Annotated in this window: 17 protein-coding genes; 3 read left to right on the top strand and 14 right to left on the bottom strand. The window is 45.3% G+C overall.

Going from position 1 to position 16,329, the window contains the following annotated elements:
• Positions 1–95 precede the first annotated feature (95 nt).
• Both murB and EWM62_RS11650 read left to right on the top strand, forming a co-directional pair.
• Positions 96–1,115, top strand: a complete 1,020-nt coding sequence (gene murB / locus EWM62_RS11655; protein ID WP_129876843.1) for a UDP-N-acetylmuramate dehydrogenase — start codon at positions 96–98, stop codon at positions 1,113–1,115.
• A gap of 272 nt (positions 1,116–1,387) precedes the next feature.
• Positions 1,388–1,924 carry an RNA polymerase sigma factor gene (locus tag EWM62_RS11650; protein ID WP_129876842.1) on the top strand — a complete coding sequence of 179 codons (537 nt, stop codon included), beginning with the start codon at positions 1,388–1,390 and terminating at the stop codon, positions 1,922–1,924.
• Positions 1,925–2,137: 213 nt separating this feature from the next.
• Here EWM62_RS11650 and EWM62_RS11645 read toward each other — a convergent pair whose 3' ends face one another.
• Genes EWM62_RS11645 through EWM62_RS11630 form a run of 4 tightly spaced genes read right to left on the bottom strand, consistent with a single transcriptional unit; the run spans position 2,138 to position 4,479 of the window.
• Entirely contained in the window at positions 2,138–2,377 is a 240-nt protein-coding gene (locus tag EWM62_RS11645; RefSeq protein ID WP_129876841.1) for a cytochrome b5 domain-containing protein, read from the bottom strand.
• Entirely contained in the window at positions 2,374–3,054 is a 681-nt protein-coding gene (locus EWM62_RS11640) for a lycopene cyclase domain-containing protein (protein WP_129876840.1), read from the bottom strand. The genes EWM62_RS11645 and EWM62_RS11640 overlap by 4 nt, the downstream gene beginning before the upstream one ends.
• A complete protein-coding gene (locus EWM62_RS11635; RefSeq protein WP_129876839.1) occupies positions 3,054–3,623 on the bottom strand; it encodes a hypothetical protein in 570 nt (189 codons plus the stop codon). Before EWM62_RS11635 ends, EWM62_RS11640 begins: the two co-directional genes overlap by 1 nt.
• Before the next feature lie 22 nt (positions 3,624–3,645).
• A complete protein-coding gene (locus tag EWM62_RS11630) occupies positions 3,646–4,479 on the bottom strand; it encodes a phytoene/squalene synthase family protein (protein WP_129876838.1) in 834 nt (277 codons plus the stop codon).
• Positions 4,480–4,611: 132 nt separating this feature from the next.
• Here EWM62_RS11630 and EWM62_RS11625 point away from each other — a divergent pair, with 132 nt between their 5' ends.
• A complete protein-coding gene (locus EWM62_RS11625) occupies positions 4,612–6,096 on the top strand; it encodes a phytoene desaturase family protein (RefSeq protein WP_129876837.1) in 1,485 nt (494 codons plus the stop codon).
• 409 nt (positions 6,097–6,505) lie between these two features.
• On the opposite strand, the gene ilvA is transcribed toward EWM62_RS11625, so the two are convergent.
• The 10 genes from ilvA to ilvN form a co-directional block, all read right to left on the bottom strand.
• A complete protein-coding gene (ilvA, locus tag EWM62_RS11620; protein ID WP_129876836.1) occupies positions 6,506–7,756 on the bottom strand; it encodes a threonine ammonia-lyase IlvA in 1,251 nt (416 codons plus the stop codon).
• Between the two features lie 3 nt (positions 7,757–7,759).
• The gene (locus EWM62_RS11615; protein WP_129876835.1) at positions 7,760–8,926 is read right to left on the bottom strand and encodes a 2-isopropylmalate synthase; all 1,167 of its coding nucleotides are present in this window, start codon (positions 8,924–8,926) and stop codon (positions 7,760–7,762) included.
• Between the two features lie 136 nt (positions 8,927–9,062).
• Positions 9,063–9,821 carry a class I SAM-dependent methyltransferase gene (locus EWM62_RS11610; RefSeq protein WP_129876834.1) on the bottom strand — a complete coding sequence of 253 codons (759 nt, stop codon included), beginning with the start codon at positions 9,819–9,821 and terminating at the stop codon, positions 9,063–9,065.
• A gap of 103 nt (positions 9,822–9,924) precedes the next feature.
• Positions 9,925–11,001 (bottom strand): 3-isopropylmalate dehydrogenase, encoded by a 1,077-nt coding sequence (gene leuB, locus EWM62_RS11605; protein WP_129876833.1) that lies wholly within the window; start codon positions 10,999–11,001, stop codon positions 9,925–9,927.
• Positions 11,002–11,038: 37 nt separating this feature from the next.
• The gene (locus EWM62_RS11600; RefSeq protein ID WP_129876832.1) at positions 11,039–11,833 is read right to left on the bottom strand and encodes a class I SAM-dependent methyltransferase; all 795 of its coding nucleotides are present in this window, start codon (positions 11,831–11,833) and stop codon (positions 11,039–11,041) included.
• A gap of 87 nt (positions 11,834–11,920) precedes the next feature.
• Positions 11,921–12,508 (bottom strand): 3-isopropylmalate dehydratase small subunit, encoded by a 588-nt coding sequence (gene leuD, locus EWM62_RS11595; RefSeq protein WP_129876831.1) that lies wholly within the window; start codon positions 12,506–12,508, stop codon positions 11,921–11,923.
• 54 nt (positions 12,509–12,562) lie between these two features.
• A complete protein-coding gene (locus tag EWM62_RS11590) occupies positions 12,563–12,964 on the bottom strand; it encodes a GxxExxY protein (protein WP_129876830.1) in 402 nt (133 codons plus the stop codon).
• A gap of 32 nt (positions 12,965–12,996) precedes the next feature.
• A complete protein-coding gene (gene leuC / locus EWM62_RS11585; RefSeq protein ID WP_129876829.1) occupies positions 12,997–14,409 on the bottom strand; it encodes a 3-isopropylmalate dehydratase large subunit in 1,413 nt (470 codons plus the stop codon).
• A gap of 87 nt (positions 14,410–14,496) precedes the next feature.
• Positions 14,497–15,555, bottom strand: a complete 1,059-nt coding sequence (gene ilvC, locus EWM62_RS11580; protein WP_129876828.1) for a ketol-acid reductoisomerase — start codon at positions 15,553–15,555, stop codon at positions 14,497–14,499.
• 156 nt (positions 15,556–15,711) lie between these two features.
• Complete coding sequence (gene ilvN, locus EWM62_RS11575) at positions 15,712–16,317, bottom strand: acetolactate synthase small subunit (protein ID WP_129876827.1); 606 nt, start codon at positions 16,315–16,317, stop codon at positions 15,712–15,714.
• Positions 16,318–16,329 lie beyond the last annotated feature (12 nt).

Genomic DNA, 16,329 nt, shown 5'->3' with positions numbered 1-16,329 from the left:
GTGTAAATTTTGATGAATATAGTTAATTGACTTTTCAAAACTATCGCATCCCGATAAAAATTCCGAAATTCGCCCCCATCCAAAATCATCACCCCATGCTGCAAATACAGGAAAACGTATCACTTAAAAAATTCAACACTTTTGGTATTGATGCTAATGCCCGCTACTTTGCCGAAATAAGCCATGAGGATGAACTGGTTGAGCTTTTTGCCGACCCGCAATGGCTAAGTACAGATCGCCTGGTAATAGGTGGCGGCAGTAATATGCTGTTGGTTAAGGATTTTGAAGGGCTCATCATCCGCATGAATATCCGCGGGATTGAACACCGCATTAGTCACGATGATGTATTTGTAGAGGTTGGCGCCGGTGAGGTATGGAACGACCTGGTGAACTTTTGTGTGGACCGCAACTATGCGGGTATGGAAAACCTGAGCCTAATCCCCGGCTCGGTTGGTGCATCGCCCATACAAAATATTGGCGCTTACGGGGTGGAACTCAAGGATGTTTTTGCAAGCTGCCGCACGTTTGAGATAGCCACCGGTGCTTTCCGCACTTTCACAAAAGAAGATTGCAAATTTGGCTACCGCGAAAGTGTTTTTAAAACCGAGCTGGCCGGGCAGTATATCATTGTAGGGGTTAAGTTTCATTTGTCGCTTAAACCAAATATCAACTTAAAATATGGCGCGATAGAGCAGGAACTGGTTAACCGCGGCATCACCCAGCCTACTATCGAAGATGTATCGCAGGTGGTATCGCATATCCGCGTTTCTAAATTGCCCGACCCATCAACTATTGGCAACGCGGGCAGCTTTTTTAAAAATCCTGTGATAGGTGCTGTGCAGTTTGGCTTGTTGCAAGAGCAATTCCCGGATATTGTAAACTACCCCATGCCCGACGGACAAATAAAACTGGCCGCGGGCTGGCTTATTGAGCAATGCGGCTGGAAGGGTAAAACCGTTGGGAATACCGGTACCTGGAAAAACCAGGCGCTGGTATTAGTGAACCACGGCGGCGCAACGGGCGAAGAAGTGTACAGTCTTTCGTCGCAAATCATAGACAGTGTGTACACTAAATTTGGCGTTACCCTGCAGCGCGAGGTTAATATTATAAGTTAATTAACTTAATTAAGAATATAATTTCGCACACCACTCATCTACAGTAAGTTAAACAACTATTTGTTTTAAGAATTTACCAAAAGCTTATTAATTATACATTTCTGTGATATTTAACTGTAAATAGCTTGTTTACAGTTATTTGTGTTGAATTTTATCGAATGCGGTAAATTCTGTTGCCTATCTGTTGCTGAACAAGGCGCTTCTGCAATTTCATACGCTTTTCATAAACTGGTATCATGTTTGCCTATTACTCAATATAAAACATTAACAGAATGACAAAGATTGAGTTTAACACCCTTGTATTACGTCAGGCGACTTCGCTAAGGTCATACGCCTTACACTTCACCCACGACGCAGATGATGCTAACGACCTTGTTCAGGATACAATGTTGAAAGCCATAACTTACTACAACAAGTTTAAAGAAGGCACCAACTTAAAAGGATGGTTGTATACCATCATGAAAAACACCTTCATCAACAACTATCGCCGTTTTGTTAAAATGAGCACTTTTGTTACCAAAAGCGACGAGATATCTTCTCCGAACCTTGTATTCAGCTCTACTAAAAACCAGGGCGAAGCTAAGTTTGTTATGGATGATATCAAACGCGCTTTAGACAGGCTTCCATCAGATTACTATGTGCCTTTTACTATGTATTTTGAAGGCCACAAATATCATGAGATAGCAGATCATTTAACCATACCTATCGGTACTGTTAAAACCCGTATCCACGTAGCCCGTAAATTGCTTAAAAAGAATTTGAAAGCTTACGATAACGGTGTTGCAAAACCTATCTACGCCGAAAACTAAAATATAATAAACTCAACATATATACAGAAAACCTGCCTTCGGGCGGGTTTTTTTGTGGGAAAGCAAAGTGATTAGCCAATACCGTATAATAAAAAATTATCAACTTAGTGGTGACATCATTTTGTCAGTAATCAAACATTCAACTATTTGATAATCAGGTGTTCATGTTTATTTCACGTTGGTCGTGTATCGTGAACGTGAACACTTTGGCTCTTAAACCAACATTCCTATGGCAGTAAATTTTTCAAAAACGGTCTCGGTATGCGGGGCATCAGGCAGTTCGTTGGTAAGGTCCTGGCCTGCCCAGTGCTCGTAGTGTTTGCCATCGCGCCATAAGCGGCTTTCGGTAACATCGTATATGATGCCCTTGTAGGCCACCCATACCTGGGGCTTATCCTGCCCGTTGCGCAGGGCGAGTTGTGATTTGGTATATATGGGTAGTTCAGTAGTCATAGGGCAGGTTTTCTCCGGTTCTTAAAATACTCAAAAAAGCCAACATTCATCAGCAGCAAGGCCATACTGTAAAAGTGATCTTCCACAGGGATGGTACCAACCCGGATGCCCAAGTTTTGCGCGTTGTTATATACTACAACAGGTATCGAGGTAAGCAGGCCATTCACCAGATAAAAAGGTATAAGCGATACCAGGTATGCCACGTAAAATGTGCCCGGCCAGGGTGCCTTCGTAAATAATAGTAATAACAGGATGATGGCCAGCAGGGAAAAAGTAACGGCTGTGTATAGCCTGTCAAAGTTACCCGTTACCAAAAAAGCCGAAACAAGCAAAAGTAATACAGTGATGCCGCGTGATACAGCATTATTCAAATGCCATTTAACATAATGATTTAAACAGGCGTAAATAAATATGCAGGCAAAGGGTACGGTTAAAAAGAATAGGATTTCTTCCAATGGTAGCCCAAAGAATTTTAGCCCTATGATATACTTATCGTTAAAAGACCACACCCTATGAACGGTGAACAACACATCCCAAAACAAAAACAGCAAACCTGTAATGGCCATGCCGGGCCAAATGAACCGCCAGCTTTTTGCAAAGGCAACACGCTTATCAAATGATAGCACCACCGGGAAAAACACGGTAAGCAGGTTGATGATAAGGTAAGTGTATTTCACTATAACGATGCTAAATGCTGTGAAAGTTTGCTGGTCTCGGCAGGGGTGCACCGTTTTGAATCGAGCAGGAAGGTAACTATGGTTCTCACAAGCGGCTCGTCTGCCGATGCATAATGTTTTTTGTCGATTTGCCTGATGATCTCATGCCTGTCAACCACCAGATTTTTGGTATAACCCAAAAAGCCGGGCACATTATGCTCTACCGAAAACCGCATAAAACGGATCTCGATATTATGCGGATCTCGTGTAACTGCATTTTTGAAGGTCTTTTCGGCATCGTTAAGGTGTTTTATTTTAAAATATGGGTTCCAGGAGTGCTTTGCTTTCAAAGCCTGCAGGGTGCCCAGGTACCCGCTGACCAGTCCGCTGGGATTTTTTATCGAGCCTAACTTATTATAAAGCGAATCGGTTACTTTACCGCTGTTGATAGCGCTTACCAGTAATTTGCGTATCACTTGCGGGTCCGGGCCGGGTATATCATCGGGTACGGTATTGCCCCTGCTGCTGTTAAAGGGTATAAACAGCAATAATATCGCGGTTACTAGTATATATTTTGATCTTAAAAGCATCGGCATTTACGGTAGAGTTATGCTAAATTATATTCAATTTTTGATGCAGCCTGGCCTTAAAGTACAAGCCAATTTTTTGCGTATCAGACACCCTTATACGTTTTTGCATAATAGTTAAGGCGGTTGTGGCCTTAATTTTTTTAAACAGCTGCAGATAGTAAACATAAGCTACATATACACCCAGCCTGCTGCCTTTTGGCAACTGTTTTATTCCTTCAAACGCGTCATCAAAATCTTTTTTAATATCGGTTTGTATCAGCTGCTTATCCGCCTCGGTAAAATTACTAAAATCTACCTCCGGGAAATACGTACGGCCGCGGTCTTCATAGTCAGACTTGATATCCCTCAAAAAGTTTATTTTCTGGAATGCCGAACCCAGGCTTTTAGCTTTTGGCACCAGTTTATCGTAAAGCTGTACATCGTTCTCGCAAAATATCCGCAAGCACATTAAACCAACAACCTCGGCCGAGCCGTAGATGTAACTTTTATACCCTTCATCATCGTAAGCTATTTTATCCAGGTCCATTTTCATGGATGTGAGGAAGGCATTTATCAGTTCTTTTTCGATATGGTATTGATTAACCACCTGCTGAAAAGATTGCAGCACAGGGTTAATGCTGATGCCGCGGTCTATAGCTTTAAAGGTTTCTTCCTTAAACTCCTCGATCAATTTGCGCTGGTCGTGCTCATAAAAGGTATCTACAATTTCATCCGCGTAGCGCACAAACCCGTAAATAGCGTAAACCGGGTACCTGAAACGTTTATCAAAGGCTTTGATGCCCGTACTAAACGATGTACTGTATTTGGTTGTAATAAGTTTACTGCATTCAAAGCACGTTTCGTCGAACAGGTTCATCAATCAAAAGTACAAAATGAATGCTGTATTGTTTCAGGCCCGGGCTTAATCTGCCCGACAGGAAGGATTTTTTTCACTCCCTCTCTGAAGGAGAGGGCCGGGGAGAGGCTTTTTTGCTTAATTTGGCCACAGATGGACAATAAAAAAGAAGTTATCGTAATTGGGGCGGGTTTTGCAGGGCTTGCTTCGGCTTGCGTGCTGGCAAAAGAGGGCTATAAAGTAACAGTGCTTGAAAAGAACGACCAACCCGGCGGCCGTGCACGGGTATGGGAAAAAGACGGGTTTAAGTTTGATATGGGCCCAAGCTGGTATTGGATGCCCGATGTGTTCGAAAACTTTTTTGCTTTGTTTGGTAAAAAGCCGTCTGATTTTTACGACCTGAAACGCCTTGACCCCGGCTACCGAGTTTATTATGGTAAGGATGACATCTTGGACGTCCCTGCTAACATGGGCGAGTTGGAAAAGCTTTTTGACGGGATCGAACCCGGCAGCAGCGCGGGCCTGCGCAAGTTTTTAGAACAGGCCGCTTATAAATATAAAGTAGGTATGGGCGAATATGTTTTCCGCCCTTCACATTCTATAACCGAATTTATCGACTTTAACCTGATCCGTAAAAGTTTGAGCATGCAATTGCTCACCAGCATGAGCAGCCATGTGCGGCAATATTTTAAAAACCCTAAGCTGATAAAACTGCTGGAATTTCCGGTGCTGTTTTTGGGCGCTACTCCGCAGGATACACCCGCCATGTACAGCATGATGAACCATGCCGACCTTGCCCTGGGCACCTGGTACCCGATGGGTGGCATGAACGAGATAGTGAAAGCCATGGTAAGCATCGCCGAAAGCTATGGTGTAGATATAAAGCTGAACACAGAGGTAACAAAAATTGATGTTGCTGGTGGGCAAGTCAATACCATTCAAACCGACAACGGTGCTTACCAGGCCGACTTTATAATTTCCGGTGCTGATTACGAACATACCGACCAGTATCTTTTAGAAAAACCAAACCGGAATTACACTGAGAAATACTGGAATAGCCGCACCATGTCGCCATCAAGTTTGTTGTTTTATATTGGCACCAATAAAAAGGTAGCAAACATACAGCACCACAATTTATTTTTTGACGAGGATTTTGAACTGCATGCAAAAGAGATCTATAAAAAACCACAATGGCCAACAAAGCCCTTATTTTATGTGTGTTGTACCTCTAAAACCGACCCGGATGCGGCGCCGGAAGGAGGGGAGAACCTATTCTTTTTAATGCCGATTGCTCCGGGACTAAACGACGATAATGCTACGCGCGAAAAATATTTTGATGTAATGATAGACCGTTTTGAACACATAACCGGCCAAAGCATCCGTGATTCTATCGTAGTAAAGCGCAGCTATGCACTTGAGGATTTTAAAGCAGATTATCATTCTTTTAAAGGGAATGCTTATGGCCTGGCCAATACCCTTGCCCAAACCGCCTTTTTTAAACCGAGCATGCGTGCAAAGCAAATCAAAAACTTGTTATTTACCGGCCAGCTTACTGTGCCGGGGCCGGGTGTTCCGCCCGCGTTGATATCGGGGCAAATAGCGGCGTTGGAGGCGATGAAGATACTAAACGACAATTAAGCAGTCGCCCGGCTCCAGCCGGGTGACCATTATTACACAGCCTCTGGCCGAACGGATATTTTAGAAAATACTGCGGCCGGAGGCCTTGTAATAGTCATCACTCGCCAGGAGGCGAGCGATTGCGGCGGTTAATGGATCTTGTTTACACCAAATACTCAAACAAAGTCTGGTATCTGTTCAATTTTATCACTTCAAACCGGTGTTCTGCCATGCGTTCCAAAAGCGCGGGATAGTCCTCGGTATTTTTTTAGTTCGATGCCAATAAGAGCACGGCCGTTTTAATTAAGTCGTCGCTTGGCTCCAGCCGAGTGACCATTATTATGCGGCCTCCGGCCGAACGCCATGCACTGCGGCCGGAGGCCTTGTAATAGTTATCACTCTCCAGGAGGCGAGCGATTGCAGCTTTCGGTTACACCAAATACTCAAACAAAGTTTGGTCCCTATTCAGTTCTATCACTTCAAAACGGTGTTCTGCCATGCGCTCCAAAAGCGCGGGATAATCTTCGGCATTCTTTAGTTCGATGCCAACAAGTGCTGGGCCGTTCTCCTTGGAGTTTTTTTTGATGAACTCGAAACGGGTAATATCATCGCCGGGGGCAAGTACATTGTTCACGAATAATTTAAGCGCACCGGGGCGTTGCGGGAAACGCACGATAAAGTAATGTTTCAATCCCTCATACAGTAAAGATTTCTCTTTGATCTCCTGCATGCGGTCGATATCGTTATTACCACCGCTGATAACGCAAACCACCTTTTTACCTTTTATTTTATCCTTAACGGCATCAAGCGCCGTTACTGATAATGCTCCCGCAGGTTCAACCACAATGGCATCTTCGTTGTAAAGCTTAAGTATAGTAGTACAAACCTTTCCTTCGGGAACGGTAAGCATCTCATCCAATAATTCGCGGCAAATAGCAAAGGTTTTATCGCCTACACGTTTTACGGCGGCGCCGTCAACAAAGCGGTCAATATCGCCCAGCGTAATGTTTTCACCTTTGTTCATTGATGTTAACATAGAGGGTGCGCCTTCGGGTTCAACGCCTATCAGGGTAATGTTTGGCAGCTGTTGTTTTAAATAAGTGCCCATACCCGCTGCCAGGCCACCACCGCCTATGGGCATGATGGCAACGTCAAAGTTCGGCAGGTCCTGCAATATCTCCACGCCAACAGTCCCCTGGCCTTCAATGGTGCGGTAATCATCAAACGGCGGGATAAACGCAAGCCCGTGTTCCTTAGTGTAAATCAAAGCTTCGCGCAGGCAATCGTCAAATGTATCGCCGGTTAAAACCAGTTCAACATTGCCGTTGCCAAACATTTCCGTTTGTTTCACTTTTTGTTTCGGGGTAATTTCGGGCATATAAATAACGCCTTTAATGCCCTTTTTTTTACAGGAATAAGCTACGCCCTGCGCATGGTTGCCCGCGCTGGCACAAACTACGCCTTTATCAAGTTGTTCCTGGCTTAACTGCGCTATCAGGTTATACGCGCCCCTTAATTTGTACGAGCGTACTATCTGCAGGTCTTCGCGTTTTAAATAAATCTCGCATTCGTATTTTGCCGACAGGCGTTCGTTATACTCCAGGGGAGTATGTTTTACCACATCCTTAAGGCGTTGGTAAGCCGCGTCAAAATCCAAATGCACTTCCGTTGCTGTATCCATCACTTAGTTCTTTACCAGCCTGTAGGCCATTAAGCCCTGCAGGTCTTCATCATTTATATCCAGCTTAGCATCAGCAAGCGTTAAAAAGCGTTTGTAAGCATCGTAAAGCTCATCTTTATCCAGTTTGTGGCCAAGCCTTTCCAGGTGGAATTTAAGCGCGTGGCGGCCGCTGCGTGCGGTAAGCACGATGCTGGCGCTTGGGAATCCCACATCTTCCGGGCGGATAATTTCGTAATTCTCGCGGTTCTTCAAAAATCCATCCTGGTGAATGCCACTGCTATGCGCAAATGCATTGCTGCCTACTATAGCCTTATTAGGCTGTACCGGCATGCGCATCTGGCTGCTGATCATGCGGCTCATTTCGTAAAAATTCTTGCTGTTTACATTGGTATGCAAGCCAAGCGCCGAATGTGTTTTCAGGATCATCACCACTTCCTCAATAGAAGTATTACCCGCGCGTTCGCCAATGCCGTTAATAGTTCCTTCTATCTGGCGGGCACCGTTCTGTAAACCGGCTACCGAGTTGGCTGTTGCCAGTCCCAGGTCGTTATGGCAATGTACCGAGATGATGGCCTTATCAATATTCTTTACGTTTTCTTTCAGGTATTTGATCTTGCTGCCGTATTGGTCGGGCAGGCAATAGCCGTTAGTATCGGGGATATTTACCACAGTTGCACCGGCAGTAATAACCGCCTCTATCATTTGGGCTAAAAAGGTAATATCCGCGCGGCCCGCGTCTTCGGCATAAAACTCAACGTCTTCTACAGCCCTTTTAGCATACTTAACCGCTTCCACGGCGCGTTCCAATATTTCTTCGCGGGTGCTGTTGAATTTAAGCTTAATATGCGTATCAGACGAGCCGATACCAGTATGGATGCGTGGGCGTTTAGCGTATTTTAACGATTCTATCGCTACATCAATATCCGTTTTGTTGGCGCGGGTTAGCGCGCAAACTATGGGCTCTTTTACCGCTTTAGATATTTCTACAACGCTTAAAAAATCGCCTGGACTTGAAACCGGGAAACCTGCTTCAATAATATCCACGCCCAGCGCTTCGAGTTCGCGGGCTATATCTATTTTTTCAGGGGTTGTCAGCTGGCAGCCCGGTACCTGTTCGCCATCGCGAAGCGTGGTGTCAAAAACATAAACGCGGTTGGGATCGTGTAACATAATCTTTTAGATTTGAGATGTTAGATATGAGATGTGAGATTTTTGAAAATGCTCAGCACGTATCTTTCATCGGGTTATATTCTTTTTTATTTGTTTGGCTTGATGATGTAAAATCTCATATCTCACATCTCAATACTCATATCTCTTTTACTGCTATAAATCTTAATCTTTTATAATCGGCATACCATTGCCCGTTCTCGTTATAATGAGGTTCGAGCAGTGCGGTAACTTCTTTCAGCATTTCCTGCTTTTCTTCGGCAGGAACGCCCACCAGATATAATGGCGCAAACATGGTTATCCATTTTGCCACGCCCTGGTCGCCATCCTGCAGCGGGGTTTTACGGTCGAAATGCACCGCGTAGGTAACCCTGAACCCATGGGCTTCCAAACGACTGGCGTATTCGCCCAGCGATGGGAAATACCACACTTGCGTTTTTGCCTGTTTGTGGTAGCCCCGCTGCTCCAGCACCTGTTTGGTAGCGGCTATTAGTTTGCCTACATTGCCTTTGCCGCCCATTTCGGCAACAAAACGGCCGCCGGGTTTAAGACTTTTGTAAACGCTGTCCATCATGCCGTCCTGGTTTTTTACCCAGTGTAAAACGGCATTTGAGAAAACAGCATCGTACTTATCCGCTTCGTCAAACTTGCTTGCATCGGCAACTTCAAAGGCAACACCAGGATAGCTCGCTTTTGCCTGAGCTATCATATCGGGCGAGTAATCAGTGCCCTTTACTATAGCCCCCGCATTTTGGATCTGCTGGGTTAAATAGCCCGTGCCGCAGCCAATATCAAGGATATGCTCGCCTTTTTTTGCATCCAATGTCTCCAGCACATTTTCACCAAACTGGTAAACAAATGCGTGTTTCTGGTCATATAATTCAGCGTTCCATTTCATGTTTAGCCCTGGCCCCCTCTAAATCTCCCCCGGTAGGGGAGACTTTATTATTTTAAATATTCTTTTTAAGCCCTCCCTACCGGGGAGGGTTTGGTTGGGGCTCTTACAAGTATTCCAGCACTTTTTGCCCCATAGCTTTTGTGCCTAATATTTTGCTTTTATCGGTATTCGCATCGGCAATATCGCCGGTGCGGAAACCTGCTTTTAAAGTTTTGTCTATAGCGTCGGTTATCTTTTTAGCTTCCTCTTTCAGGCCGAAGCTGATCTCCAGCATTAGTGCTACTGATAGCATAGAGGCCAGCGGGTTGGCTTTGTCCTGCCCGGCAATATCATGTGCCGAACCGTGGATAGGCTCAAAGAAACCCGTACCATCACCAATTGATGCGGAGGCAAGCATTCCCATAGAACCTGCTATCTGCGAAGCCTCATCCGTAAGGATATCACCAAAAAGGTTGGCGGTTAATACCACATCAAACTTTTTAGGGTTTTTAACCAGCTGCATGGCCGCGTTATCGATGAACATGTGTTCGGTTTCTACATCAGGGTATTGTTTGGCCAGATCCTGTACTACCTCGCGCCACAGCCGGGATGATTCCAGCACATTTGCCTTATCTACCGAGCAGAGTCTTTTGCCACGTACACGGGCAGCTTCAAATGCTTTGGTGGCGATGCGTTCAACCTCATAACGGTGATAGATCATCAGATCAGACGCGGTGTTGCGGTCTTCGCTGCGTTTCTTTTCACCGAAGTAAACATCACCTGTTAACTCACGGAAGAATAAGATGTCTGTTCCTTTCAGGATCTCGGGTTTTAAGCTTGATGCATCTAATAACTCATCAAAAAGCATGATGGGGCGCAGGTTAGCATACAAACCAAGTTCCTTACGAATCTTCAGCAATCCCTGCTCTGGCCTAACCTTTGCCGATGGGTCGTTATCGTATTTGATATGGCCGATAGCGCCAAACAGTATGGCATCGCTGGCTTTTGCTTTTGCTAAAGTTTCATCGGGCAGTGGGTTACCTGTGGCCTCGATACCGGCGTGGCCCATCAGGGCCTCGTCGAACGTGAACTCGTGGCCAAAATCGGCGCCAATTTTTTCTAATACGGCTTTGCCCCAGGTGGTAACCTCGGGGCCGATGCCATCACCGGGTATTACTAATATGTGCTTTTTAACTCCCATGCCCCCATACCCCCTAAAGGGGGATTTTTTTAATGTGTTATATTTTATTTACTCCGCGTACTTCTTTTAGTTTCATCACCATCAGTTGCGCGTCGCTTTCAATCCATTTGTTATAATCTTCGATGGCCTTTAAGCGGTCATCATCTGTTATATAACCTTCCTCAACCATTTGGGTCGATTTTGCTACCGACGACCAGATCCCGATCTTCGAGAGGAAATTTGGATCCCCTTTTTTATAGTATTCATTCGCATCCAAAACCTCAACATCAGCTAAACCGGCTTCTGTAAAGTAACTGGGCAGGTCTTGGGCAATATGGTTGTTCATGCCGGCATCGCCACGCCATCTTAAAAAGGTAGCGTAGAACTGGCGCATACTTGCAGGTGGTTCCGGCTGCCATTCCAAAGCTTCGTGGTTATAATCCAGTACGGATAAAATGCCACCCGGCTTTAGCATGCTTTTTAATTTCGCCACAGCTTCCTGCGGGTTGTTCAACCATTGCAATACCCTCGCGGCTACGATCAGGTCGAACTTTTCTTTTGGTTCGTAGGTGAACAGGTCGGCGTTTAGTAGCTCCAGGTTCTTAACATCAGCATAAGTTTCTTTACCGCTTTCGATAAAGTAAGCCGTGTTATCAATCCCTGTCACATGCCCTTCAGAACCAACCATTTGAGCGATACCCTTAGAGATAGCACCGGTTCCGCAACCGATATCCAGCACGCGCCAGCCTTGCTTGAGCAGGGGCGGCAGTGTGGCATAATCAGCCTCAAGACTGCGTTCGTCAAATAACTTCGCGGTACCTTTGCCTTCCCGTTTTATATCCTTTTGGTTCATTTAGCTCCCCAACCCCCTAAAGGGGGAGTTTTTGATTGTATTATTGTTAATATCTAATAACATACCCTTTTGTTCCCCTTCAGGGGGTTAGGGAGTTTCGAATTGTAGTATTAATTCCTTTTTGCTCAGGATGTAATCGATATCGTCGTAACCATTGGTCATGCAGGCTTTTTTGTAGGGGTTAACCTCAAAGCTTTCCTGCTCGCCGGTTTTTACGATTTTGATGAACTGGTCAACCAGGTCTATCTCTACCTCGGCATGCGGATCGGCATCAACTACTTCAAAAATTCTTTTCAGAAAATCGTCGCTTACCTGTACAGGCAGCAAACCATTGTTAAGCGCGTTGCCTTTAAAAATATCGGCAAAGAAACTGCTTACCACGGCATCGAAACCGTAATCGGCAATGGCCCAGGCGGCATGCTCGCGACTACTGCCGCAACCAAAGTTTTTACCTGCCACCAGGATCTTACCGCTGTACTTCGGCTCGTTCAATACGAAATCCTGTTTCGGGTTACCGTCGTTATCAAAACGCCAGTCGCGGAACAGGTTATTGCCAAAACCCTCGCGGGTGGTGGCCTTTAAAAACCGTGCGGGAATGATCTGGTCCGTATCGATGTTCTCGATAGGCAGAGGCACCACGCTGGTTTGGATATGTTTAAAAATTTTAGTACTCATTGTCTGAACTCGAATTTTTAGAATTCAGGAATTAATCGAATAATTATTCCTGAATTAAACGTTTGTAAATTTTTTATTTAGTAACCTTTTGAATTGAAGGCTCTGACTTCCGAAATTTATTAATAAACCGGTTCTGATATTATAAGCTTCGAGATAATTTATGCCTTGAGCGAGATGGACATCCTCTAATCCTATGATCGCTTTAAGTTCAACCATTATCTCGCCCTCAATAAAAAAGTCTACTCTGCGTGTGCCAATCTGTTCTCCCTTGTAATGGATGGGCATTTCCATTTCTCTTATGAATCTTAAACCTTCTTCTGCTAACTCAATTTCTAATGCTCTTTGATAAATTACTTCCTGGAAACCATTACCCAAAGCAGAGTGAACACGCATAGCACATCCTATGATCTTGCTTGTGCAATCACCAAACTGTTCAGGTGTCCTTTTTATTTCCATTCTTTTAATTCATCAATTCTTTTAATTCGAGTTCAGACAACTTCTTCAGACAGAAATTCCCTTATATCCGTAACCACCCCGGTAATTGCACTTGCTGCCGCTGTTAGCGGGCTTGCCAGGAAAGTACGTGAGTTTGGCCCTTGCCTGCCTTCAAAGTTCCTGTTTGAGGTGGATACACAATATTTACCTGCCGGGATCTTATCCTCGTTCATACCCAGGCATGCGCTGCAGCCCGGTTCGCGAAGCGGGAAACCTGCCGCGTCAAAGATCTTATCCAAACCTTCGCGGATGGCTTGCTCCTGCACTTGCTTAGAGCCGGGTACAACCCAAACGGTAACGTTATCTGCCTTGTGTTTGCCTTTTACAAATTGGGCAACCTCGCGCAGGTCTTCGATACGGCTGTTGGTACAGCTGCCGATGAACACGTAATCGATAGGTTTGCCTAACAGTTGCTGGTCGTCATGCAGGCCCATGTAATCAAGGGCTTTTTTGTATGAGCCTTGTTCTTTTTGCTCAAACGAAGCAGTTTCGGGAACGTGCTGCGTAACGCCGATACCCATGCCGGGATTAGTTCCGTAGGTGATCATTGGTTCAATATCTTCGGCTTTAAAGCTTAGTACGCTGTCAAACTCTGCATCTTCATCAGAGTACAGTGTTTGCCAGTAAGCTACCGCCTTATCCCACTCTTCGCCTTTAGGGGCAAATTCGCGGCCTTTTACGTAGTTGATGGTGGTTTCATCAGGCGCTATCAATCCGCAACGGGCACCCATTTCAATGCTCATGTTACAGATGGTCATGCGGCCTTCCATGCTTAACGCGCGAATGGTATCGCCGGCATATTCAACCGCATAACCTGTACCGCCTGCGGCTGAGATCTGCGATATGATATACAGGATGATATCCTTAGCGCCAACGCCTTTTTGAAGGTTTCCGTTCACTTCAATTTTCATCCTCTTTGGGCGGGATTGCAGTAAACATTGGGTGGCCATCACCTGCTCTACCTGCGATGTACCTATACCAAACGCAATGGCACCAAAGGCGCCGTGTGTTGAAGTATGGCTATCGCCGCAAACATAAGTGCCGCCCGGGCGGGTGATGCCCAGCTCGGGGCCTATAACGTGGACAATACCCTGGAATGGATGCCCCAAACCGTAAAGTTCGATGCCGAACTCCGCGCAGTTTTTGGTGAGCATATCAACCTGGTATCGGGAAAGTTCTTCTTTAATGGGTAAGTGCTGGTCCCAGGTGGGGACGTTGTGGTCGGCCGTGGCAACGGTTTGTTGTGGCCTGAAAACCGGTAACCCTCTTGCGCGCAAACCATCAAATGCCTGCGGGCTGGTTACCTCGTGAATAAAATGTGTATCGATGTACAAAATATCGGGGAAACCCTCGTTGCTACTGACGACGTGTGCATCCCAAATCTTGTCGAATAATGTTTGTCCCATTGTAATATTCTATTAGTAAAAGTAGCAGTGGCCGTTGCAGTAGCAGTTAAATTACTGCCACTTAAAACTGCCACTGCCACTATTATATTATGCTTCTACAGCCTGGTTTTCGGGGCGTAAACTGCGTACAGTTTTGCCTGCCTGCCATAATTCGCTGTCGCGTAATTCTTTTAATTCCGCGTCTAACTTTTCGCGGTAATCGGTTTTGCTGTTGCTGTCGATAGATTTTTGTGATTCTACACCGGTTGCAACGCTTTTGTAAAGGTCTTCAAATACCGGTTTAGTGGCATCACGGAATTTCTTCCACCAGTCTAAAGCGCCACGCTGCGCGGTAGTTGAACAATTAGCGTACATCCAGTCCATACCATTTTCTGCAACTAATGGCATTAACGATTGGGTAAGCTCTTCAACAGTTTCGTTGAAGGACTCTGAAGGTGAGTGGCCGTTAGCGCGCAATACTTCGTACTGTGCCGCGAAGATACCCTGGATACATCCCATTAGCGTACCACGCTCGCCTGTTAGATCGCTGTAAACTTCTTTACGGAAATCTGTTTCGAACAGGTAACCGCTACCAACAGCAATACCTAAAGCAATAACGCGCTCAAAAGCTTTACCTGTAGCATCCTGGAAGATAGCGTAGCTTGAGTTTAAGCCACGGCCCTGCAGGAACATACGGCGCAATGATGTGCCCGAACCTTTAGGTGCAACCAAAAATACATCCACATCAGCAGGAGGGACGATGCCGGTTTGCTCGTTAAAAGTAATGCCAAAACCATGAGAGAAGTAAAGTGCTTTACCCGGGGTTAGATGTTTTTTAACAGTTGGCCATAAAGCTATCTGCGCTGCATCGCTTAATAAATAACAAATAACAGTTCCTCTTTCAAGGGCTTCTTCAATTTCAAAAAGGGTTTCGCCGGGTACAAAGCCGTCGTTTACTGCTTTATCCCATGTTTTTGTGCCTTTGCGCTGGCCAACAATTACGTTAATACCATTGTCTTTTTGGTTGAGCGCCTGGCCCGGACCCTGAACGCCATAGCCAATTACTGCTACAACTTCGTCTTTTAATACGTCCTGAGCTTTTGCTAAAGGGAACTCTTCGCGGGTTACTACGTTTTCTTCACTACCGCCGAAATTTAGTTTTGCCATTGTTTTACTTTTTGTGATTACACCGATGCTTTGTTGATTGCACCGGTTATTTTTTATTGTGATTTATAATTTACTTTTTGGCCCCCTCTAAATCTCCCCCGGTAGGGGAGACTTTTAATTGCCCTCCCTTCCGGGGAGGGTCGGGAGGGGCTGATCCTACATCGTGAACACCTTTTGCCCCTTGTTTAAATATTCATTTTCGATAACATCCTCACCCGGTTCAAGCCTTTCAAACTCGCGGAGTTTGCTGTTGAAGCCTTCACTATTTTTGATGATGGCTACGCGTGCGCTGCGTACAAATTCTATCAGGCCGTAAGGCTGCAAAATGCTGATCAGGTTATCGGTTTCTTCGCGATGGCCGGTTGTTTCAAACACGGTGTAGTCCTTACGCAGAACCACAACACGGGCGCCGTTCTCGCGCAGCAAACGCTCTACACTTACACGCTCGGCAATAACATCGGTAGATACCTTGTATAAGGCCAGTTCCTGCCAGATCACATCGGCGTTGGTATGGTAATATACTTTAAGCACTTCCACCTGTTTTTCAATCTGGCGCGTAAGCTTACGCACTACTTCTTCCGATTCTGTTATCACGATGTTGAAACGGTGGATGCTCTCGATCTCAGAAGGAGAGGTGTTCAAACTATCGATGTTTATTTTACGACGCGTAAATATGATGGCAATACGGTTTAGTAAACCGATCTGGTTTTCGGTATAAACCGTTATGTTATATTCCTGCTTGTCGTTATCTTGAGTTTCCATGTTGTTTTTGTT

The sequence above is a fragment of the Mucilaginibacter terrigena genome (assembly GCF_004168255.1).
GTDB classification, from domain to species: domain Bacteria; phylum Bacteroidota; class Bacteroidia; order Sphingobacteriales; family Sphingobacteriaceae; genus Mucilaginibacter; species Mucilaginibacter terrigena.
The sequence above is the reverse complement of the archived record's forward strand: the minus strand, read 5'-3'. Positions and strand labels throughout refer to the sequence as shown.